The organism is Pseudomonas sp. EGD-AK9, assembly GCF_000465935.2.
In the GTDB taxonomy this organism is placed as follows: domain Bacteria; phylum Pseudomonadota; class Gammaproteobacteria; order Pseudomonadales; family Pseudomonadaceae; genus Aquipseudomonas.
Window position 1 is genome coordinate 1 of the sequence record NZ_AVOF01000205.1, and the last position, 6,045, is coordinate 6,045.

At 68.8% G+C, this 6,045-nt stretch carries 8 protein-coding genes; 3 read left to right on the top strand and 5 right to left on the bottom strand.

What is annotated here, in order from left to right:
- On the top strand, nt 1-364 hold a 364-nt coding region (locus tag N878_RS10905; RefSeq protein WP_021443689.1), incomplete at its 5' end, for an HAD family hydrolase.
- A gap of 84 nt (nt 365-448) precedes the next feature.
- Here the strand turns inward: N878_RS10905 and N878_RS10910 are convergent.
- Nucleotides 449-1,321, bottom strand: coding sequence for a neutral zinc metallopeptidase (locus N878_RS10910; RefSeq protein ID WP_021443690.1), 873 nt, complete (start codon nt 1,319-1,321; stop codon nt 449-451).
- 67 nt (nt 1,322-1,388) lie between these two features.
- Nucleotides 1,389-1,823, bottom strand: a complete 435-nt coding sequence (locus tag N878_RS10915; RefSeq protein ID WP_021443691.1) for a DUF411 domain-containing protein — start codon at nt 1,821-1,823, stop codon at nt 1,389-1,391.
- Between the two features lie 129 nt (nt 1,824-1,952).
- Here N878_RS10915 and N878_RS10920 point away from each other — a divergent pair, with 129 nt between their 5' ends.
- Nucleotides 1,953-2,345, top strand: a complete 393-nt coding sequence (locus tag N878_RS10920; protein ID WP_021443692.1) for a DUF4345 family protein — start codon at nt 1,953-1,955, stop codon at nt 2,343-2,345.
- A 95-nt stretch (nt 2,346-2,440) separates the two neighbouring features.
- Here the strand turns inward: N878_RS10920 and trmA are convergent, their stop codons facing one another.
- Entirely contained in the window at nt 2,441-3,529 is a 1,089-nt protein-coding gene (trmA, locus tag N878_RS10925) for a tRNA (uridine(54)-C5)-methyltransferase TrmA (protein ID WP_021443693.1), read from the bottom strand.
- A 59-nt stretch (nt 3,530-3,588) separates the two neighbouring features.
- Entirely contained in the window at nt 3,589-4,881 is a 1,293-nt protein-coding gene (locus tag N878_RS10930; RefSeq protein WP_021443694.1) for an NCS2 family permease, read from the bottom strand.
- Nucleotides 4,882-5,074: 193 nt separating this feature from the next.
- Between N878_RS10930 and N878_RS10935 the strand changes: the two genes are divergently transcribed.
- Nucleotides 5,075-5,626: a DJ-1 family glyoxalase III gene (locus N878_RS10935; RefSeq protein WP_021443695.1), complete on the top strand. Its 552-nt coding sequence runs from the start codon at nt 5,075-5,077 to the stop codon at nt 5,624-5,626.
- 48 nt (nt 5,627-5,674) lie between these two features.
- Here N878_RS10935 and N878_RS10940 read toward each other — a convergent pair.
- Nucleotides 5,675-6,045: methylated-DNA--[protein]-cysteine S-methyltransferase (locus tag N878_RS10940; protein ID WP_021443696.1), on the bottom strand; the 371-nt coding region annotated here is incomplete at its 5' end.

Genomic DNA, 6,045 nt, shown 5'->3' on the forward strand with positions numbered 1-6,045 from the left:
GCAGCTGGTGCGCGCCCTGCGCGAGCGCGACTGCCGGCTCGGTATCCTGACCCGCAACGCTCATCCCCTGGCGCTGCTGACGCTGGCCGCCATCGGCCTGGCCGACTGTTTCGCCGACGCCGATATCCTCGGCCGCGACGAGGCGCCGCCCAAGCCCCATCCCGGCGGCCTGTTGCACCTGGCCGAGCGCTGGAGCGTGGCGCCGAGCGAGCTGGTGATGGTCGGCGACTACCGCTTCGACCTGGAATGCGCCCAGGCCGCCGGTGCGCGCGGTGTGCTGGTCAACCTGCCGGACAACCCCTGGCCCGAGCTGACCGAGCTGCATGCGCGTGATTGCGCCGAGCTGCTGGCGCACCTTGGCTGATTGGTTGCACGGTCGGGAGCGGCATGTTCTGTGGGAGGGGCTTTAGCCGCGATCCGGTGACGCCGGTCGCCCCCCACGAGATCTCTACAACCGCGCCACCTTGAAGGTATCGCAGCGCCCCGGCTGGCCGCTGTCGAAGCCCATGCGGAACCAGCGCACCCGCTGCGCCGAGGTGCCGTGGGTGAAGGCGTCCGGTACCACCTGGCCGCGTGCCTGCTTCTGCAGGCGGTCGTCGCCGATGGCGCTGGCGGCGTTCAGCGCTTCTTCCAGATCGCCCTCCTCCAGCCAGGCATGGCGGCGCTGGGCGTGGTGTGCCCAGACCCCGGCCAGGCAGTCGGCCTGCAGTTCCTGGCGCACCAGCAGGCCACCGTCGCCCTCGACCCGCTCGCCGCGCTGGCGCGCCGCGTTGACCCTGGCCGAGACGCCGAGCAGGGTCTGCACGTGGTGGCCGACTTCGTGGGCGATGACGTAGGCCTGGGCGAAGTCGCCGGCGGCGGCGAAGCGCTGTTCCAGCTCGCGGAAGAACGTCAGGTCGAGATAGACCCGCTGGTCGCCCGGGCAGTAGAAGGGGCCGACCGCCGAGTTGGCGAAGCCGCAGGCCGAGTTGACGCCGCCGGAGAACAGCACCAGCTTGGGATCGCGGTACTGCTGGCCGGCGCTCTGGAACAGCTCGCGCCAGGTGTCCTCGGTGTCGCCGAGAATGGCGCGGACGAACTCGCTGTGCTCGTCGTTGGCCGCCGGCGGCGCGCCCTGGGGCAGGCCGACCTGGCTGGTCTGGGTGGCCTGGCCGGCGATCTCGCCGAGGATCTGCAGCGGGTCCTGGCCCATCAGCAGGCCGACGATGACGATCACCGCCACCCCGCCCAGGCTCAGCCCCTTGCCGCCCATGCGCATGCCGCCGGAGCGGCCGCGCGCGTCCACCACGTTGTCACTGCGTCTTGCCTTGCGCCAGCGCATCTTCGCTCTCCCTGTGGCTCAGGCTGTTCAGTGTCGTCGGCGCCGCTGCTGCGCGCCAGGCCGGCCGTCAGTTGCCGGGGTAGTCGGCCAGTACCTGGTCGCGGCGCTCGCGGTCCAGGCCGATCACCTGGTAGGCGTCGACGCGGTCGCCGTACTCCATGCCGGGCGAGCCGACCGGCATGCCGGGCACGGCGGCGCCGAGCAGGTCCGGGCGCTGGCGCAGCTTGAGGATGTCGGCGGCCGGCACGTGGCCTTCGACGAACTTGCCGTCGATCACCCCGGTGTGGCACGAGGCCAGACGCGGCGGTACGCCGAGGCGCTGCTTGACCGCGGCCATGTCGGTTTCGACGTGGTCGTTGACGGTGAAGCCGTTGTCCTGCAGGTGGCTGATCCAGGCCTTGCAGCAGCCGCAGTTGGCGTCGCGGTGCACGTCGATGGTCAGTGGTTCGGCGGCCTGGGCCAGGCCGGCAAAGAGGGCGAGGGCGAGTAGCGAGCGGCGCATGGCGAAACTCCAGGGAAGCGGACGCCCAGCATAGCGCCGTGGCGAGCACAGCCCAAGGCGTTGCGACTATGCGTCGCGACCGGCTGCACCTATGCTGCCTGCAGCCGATGTCGACAAGGAGGCTGTTCGATGCTGTTCGCCCGGATCGTCGTACTGATCCAGATCGCCGCCCTGACCGGGCTGGGCCTGGTGTATTTCGTCAAACCCCATGAAATGGCCAGCCTCAGCGGCGCGCTGCTGATGGGTAACGCCGCGGTGACCGAGGTGCGCGCCTACTACGGCGGCCTGCAGTTGGGCCTGGCCGCCTACCTGGTGCTGGCGCTGCTGCGCCTGGAACTGCTGCGTCCGGCCTTGACGCTGCTGGTGCTGCTCTACAGCGTGCTGGCGCTGGCGCGTATCGCCGGGCTGTGGCTGGACGGTGGCGCGCAGCAAACCTTCAACCTGGCCGCATTGCTGCTGGAGGTGGTTTCGGCCGGGCTGGCCTGGTGGGCGTTGCGCGGGCTACGCGGCACACCTAGTTAGGTAGGGTGGACAACGCGAAGCTTGTCCACCTGTCGCTTGTGGTGGAAAACGCTGCGCGGTTTTCCACCCTACTCCGAGACGGCTCAGAGCATGGCTTAGCGCCGCTCCAGCAGCACCCCGGCTTCCATATGGTGGGTGTAGGGGAACTGGTCGAACAGCGCGCTGCGCGTCACCCGATGGCTATCGTTGAGCTGGGCGATATTGGCGGCCAGGGTCTCGGGGTTGCAGGAGATGTACAGAATGCGCTGGAAACGCCGGGTCAGCTCGCAGGTATCCGGGTCCATCCCCGCGCGCGGCGGGTCGACGAAGACGCTGCCGAAGTCGTAGCTTTTCAGGTCGATGCCGGCCAGGCGGCGGAACGGCCGCACCTCGTTCAGCGCCTGGGTCAGTTCCTCGGCGGACAGGCGCACCAGCTCGACGTTGTCCACGCCGTTATCAGCCAGGTTGGCCAGCGCGGCGTTCACCGAGGTCTTGCTGATCTCGGTGGCCAGCACGCGGCGCACGCGAGTGGCCAGCGGCAGGGTGAAGTTGCCGTTGCCGCAGTACAGCTCCAGCAGGTCGTCGTCGCGCTGGCCGAGGGCGTCATGGGCCCAGTTCAGCATCTTCTCGCACACCGCGCCGTTGGGCTGGGTGAAGGCGCCTTCCGGTTGGCGGTAGCGGAAGGTGCGTCCGGCCACCCTCAGTTCTTCCTCGACGTAGTCGCGGCCGACCACCAGGCGCTGGCCGCGCGAGCGGCCGACCAGGCTGACGTTCAGCTGCGCGGCCAGGCGTTCGGCCTCGGCCTGCCAGGCGGCGTCCAGCGGGCGGTGGTAGGCCAGGGTGATCAGCGCATCGCCGGCCAGGGTGGTGAGAAATTCCACCTGGAACAGTTTGAACGACAGCGCCTCGCTGGCCTGCCAGGCGGCGCGCAGGCGCGGCATCAGCTCGTTGATGCGCAGGCTGGCGATGGGGAAGTCGTCGAGGAGGATCGGCGTGTGCTTGTCGCCCGGCGCGAACATCGCATAGTGGCGCTGGCCGTCCTCGCGCCACAGGCGGAACTCGGCGCGCAGGCGGTAGTGCTCGCGCGGCGAGTCGAACACTTCGGGCGCGGGGGCGGCGAAGGGGGCCAGCAGTTCGATCAGGCGCTGCTCTTTCTCGGCGAGCTGGGCGGCGTAGGTGGCGGGGTCGAATACGGGGGCGCTCATGGCAACACTCTAAAGCGGCCGGCGACCGGCGTTGCAGCCGGTCGTCGGCGAAAGGGGGATCAGGCGAACAGGCCCAGCTTGACGACGAACAGCGCGGAGAGAATCCACATCGCCGGGTTCAGCTCGCGCCAGCGCCCGGACAGCACCTTGACCGCGGTCCAGGCGATAAAGCCGAAGGCGATGCCGTTGGCGATGGAGAAGGTCAGCGGCATGGCCAGGGCGGCGGCCACCACCGGGGCGGCGACGGTGAGGTCGTCCCAGTCGATCTGCGCCAGGCTGCTCATCATCAGCACGGCGACGAACAGCAGCGCCGGCGCGGTGGCGTAGGCCGGTACCGAACCGGCCAGCGGGGCGAAGAACAGGCTGAGCAGAAACAGCGCGGCGACCACGCAGGCGGTCAGGCCGGTGCGCCCGCCGGCGCTGATGCCGGCGGCGGACTCGATATAGCTGGTGGTGGTGCTGGTGCCGAGCGCGGCGCCGGCCATGGTGGCGGTGCTGTCGGCCATCAGCGCGCGGCCCAGGCGCGGCATCTTGCCGTCCTTGTCCAGCAGGTCGGCCTTCTGCGCCACGCCGACCAGGGTGCCGGAGGTGTCGAACAGGTCGACGAAGAGGAAGGCGAAGATCACGCTGATCAGGCCGATGTCCAGGGCACCGGCGATATCCAGCTGCAGCAGGGTCGGCATCAGCGACGGCGGCATCGACACCACGCCCGGCAGCTCCGAAAGGCCCAGGGCGATGGACAGGCCGGTGACCAGCAGGATGCCGATCATCACCGCGCCGGTGACCTTGCGATAGGCCAGCGCGGCGATGACGAAGAAGCCCAGGCAGGCGAGCAGAGCGCCGCCCTGGCTGAGGTCGCCGAGACCGACCAGGGTGGCCGGGTGATCGACCACGATGCCGGCGTTCTTCAGCGCGATGATCGCCAGGAACAGGCCGATGCCGGCGGCGATGCCGGCGCGCAGGGCCAGCGGGATGCTGTTGATGATCCACTCGCGGATCTTGAAGATCGACAGCAGAAAGAAGATCGCGCCGGAGAGGAACACCGCGCCCAGGGCGGTCTGCCAGCTGTAGCCCATGGTCATCACCACGGTGTAGGTGAAGAAGGCGTTGAGGCCCATGCCCGGTGCCAGGGCGATCGGGTAGTTGGCCAACAGGCCCATCACCGCCGAGCCGATGGCCGCCGCCAGGCAGGTGGCGACGAACACCGCGCCGTGATCCATGCCGGTCTCGGCCAGCATGTTGGGGTTGACGAAGAGGATGTAGGCCATGGTCAGGAAGGTGGTGAGACCGGCGATGACCTCGGTGCGCACGTTGGTGTGGTGCGCTTTGAGTTGGAACAGTTTTTCCAGCATGGTGGGCTCCCCCGAGGCGCGAACGCGCCGAAAGTGATGTGCAGCAAGCTAAGCATATCCGTGCCGGAAAATTGCCCGTTTGCGCAAAAGCCGCGCATCATAGCAGCAAGGTTTTCCCCGGTGAATTTATGGCCTGTCGCCTCATTTTATGACCGGGCGGACAGTTTCGTTTCCTGCCTGAAGGAGTTGAGATATGAGCAAGCGTGCGCTGATCGCCGTCGCCGACGGCGTCGAAGACCTCGAATGCGTGACCCTGATCGACGTGCTGCGCCGCGCCGACATCGAGGTGCTGGTGGCCAGCATCGAGGAACGCCGCATGATCACCTGCGCCCGCGGCACGCGGCTGACCGCCGACGCCATGCTGGTGGACGTGCTGGCCCAGGATTTCGACCTGATCGTGCTGCCCGGCGGCATGCCCGGCGCCCAGCACCTGGCCGATTTCGAACCGCTGGCCGAGCGGGTGCGCCAGCAGGCCAAGGCCGGCGAGCTGTTTGCCGCGATCTGCGCCGCGCCGGCGCTGGCCCTGCAGCAGTACGGCGTGCTCAAGCAGCGGCGGATGACCTGCTACCCGGCATTCAGCGAGCGTCTTTCGGGCTGCACCTTCGTCGACGAGGCGGTGGTGGTCGATGGCAATTGCATCACTAGCCAGGGGCCGGGTACGGCGTTGGCCTTTGCCCTGTGCCTGGTGGAACAACTGGTGGGCCGCAGCACGCGCAACGAGGTGGCCAAGGCGATGTTGGTGTAGCTCCCGGGGAGGATTGGTGCGCCGCGCGCACCGAGAACCCGCGATGCCCTACGACTGTTCCTGCTCCAACAAGCGCCGCTTGCGCTGCAGGCCCCAGCGGTAGCCGCTGAGGCTGCCATCGCTGGCCACCACGCGGTGGCAGGGCAGCAGCAGGCCGATGGCGTTGCTGGCGCAGGCGCGGGCCACCGCGCGCGGGTGGCTGTGCAACTGGCCGGCCAGTTCGCCGTAGCTGCGCGTCTGCCCCGGCGGGATCGTCTGCAGCGCCTGCCAGACCCGCTGCTGGAAGGCGCTGCCGCGAATGTCCAGGGGCAGCTGGGCGGCCCGCTCGGGCTCGTCCAGTTGCTGCAGCACCTGCTGTAGCCAATCCCTCAACCCTAGGTCGTCCTCTTCGAGATGGGCCAGGGCGAAGCGCTGTCGCA

Bases quoted from the DNA above. Each gene is read 5' to 3' on its own strand.
- N878_RS10920 (WP_021443692.1), top strand. From the start codon at position 1,953: ATGCTGTTCGCCCGGATCGTCGTACTGATCCAGATCGCCGCCCTGACC.
- trmA (WP_021443693.1), bottom strand. From the start codon at position 3,529: ATGAGCGCCCCCGTATTCGACCCCGCCACCTACGCCGCCCAGCTCGCC.
- N878_RS10915 (WP_021443691.1), bottom strand. From the start codon at position 1,823: ATGCGCCGCTCGCTACTCGCCCTCGCCCTCTTTGCCGGCCTGGCCCAG.
- N878_RS10935 (WP_021443695.1), top strand. From the start codon at position 5,075: ATGAGCAAGCGTGCGCTGATCGCCGTCGCCGACGGCGTCGAAGACCTC.
- N878_RS10930 (WP_021443694.1), bottom strand. From the start codon at position 4,881: ATGCTGGAAAAACTGTTCCAACTCAAAGCGCACCACACCAACGTGCGC.
- N878_RS10910 (WP_021443690.1), bottom strand. From the start codon at position 1,321: ATGCGCTGGCGCAAGGCAAGACGCAGTGACAACGTGGTGGACGCGCGC.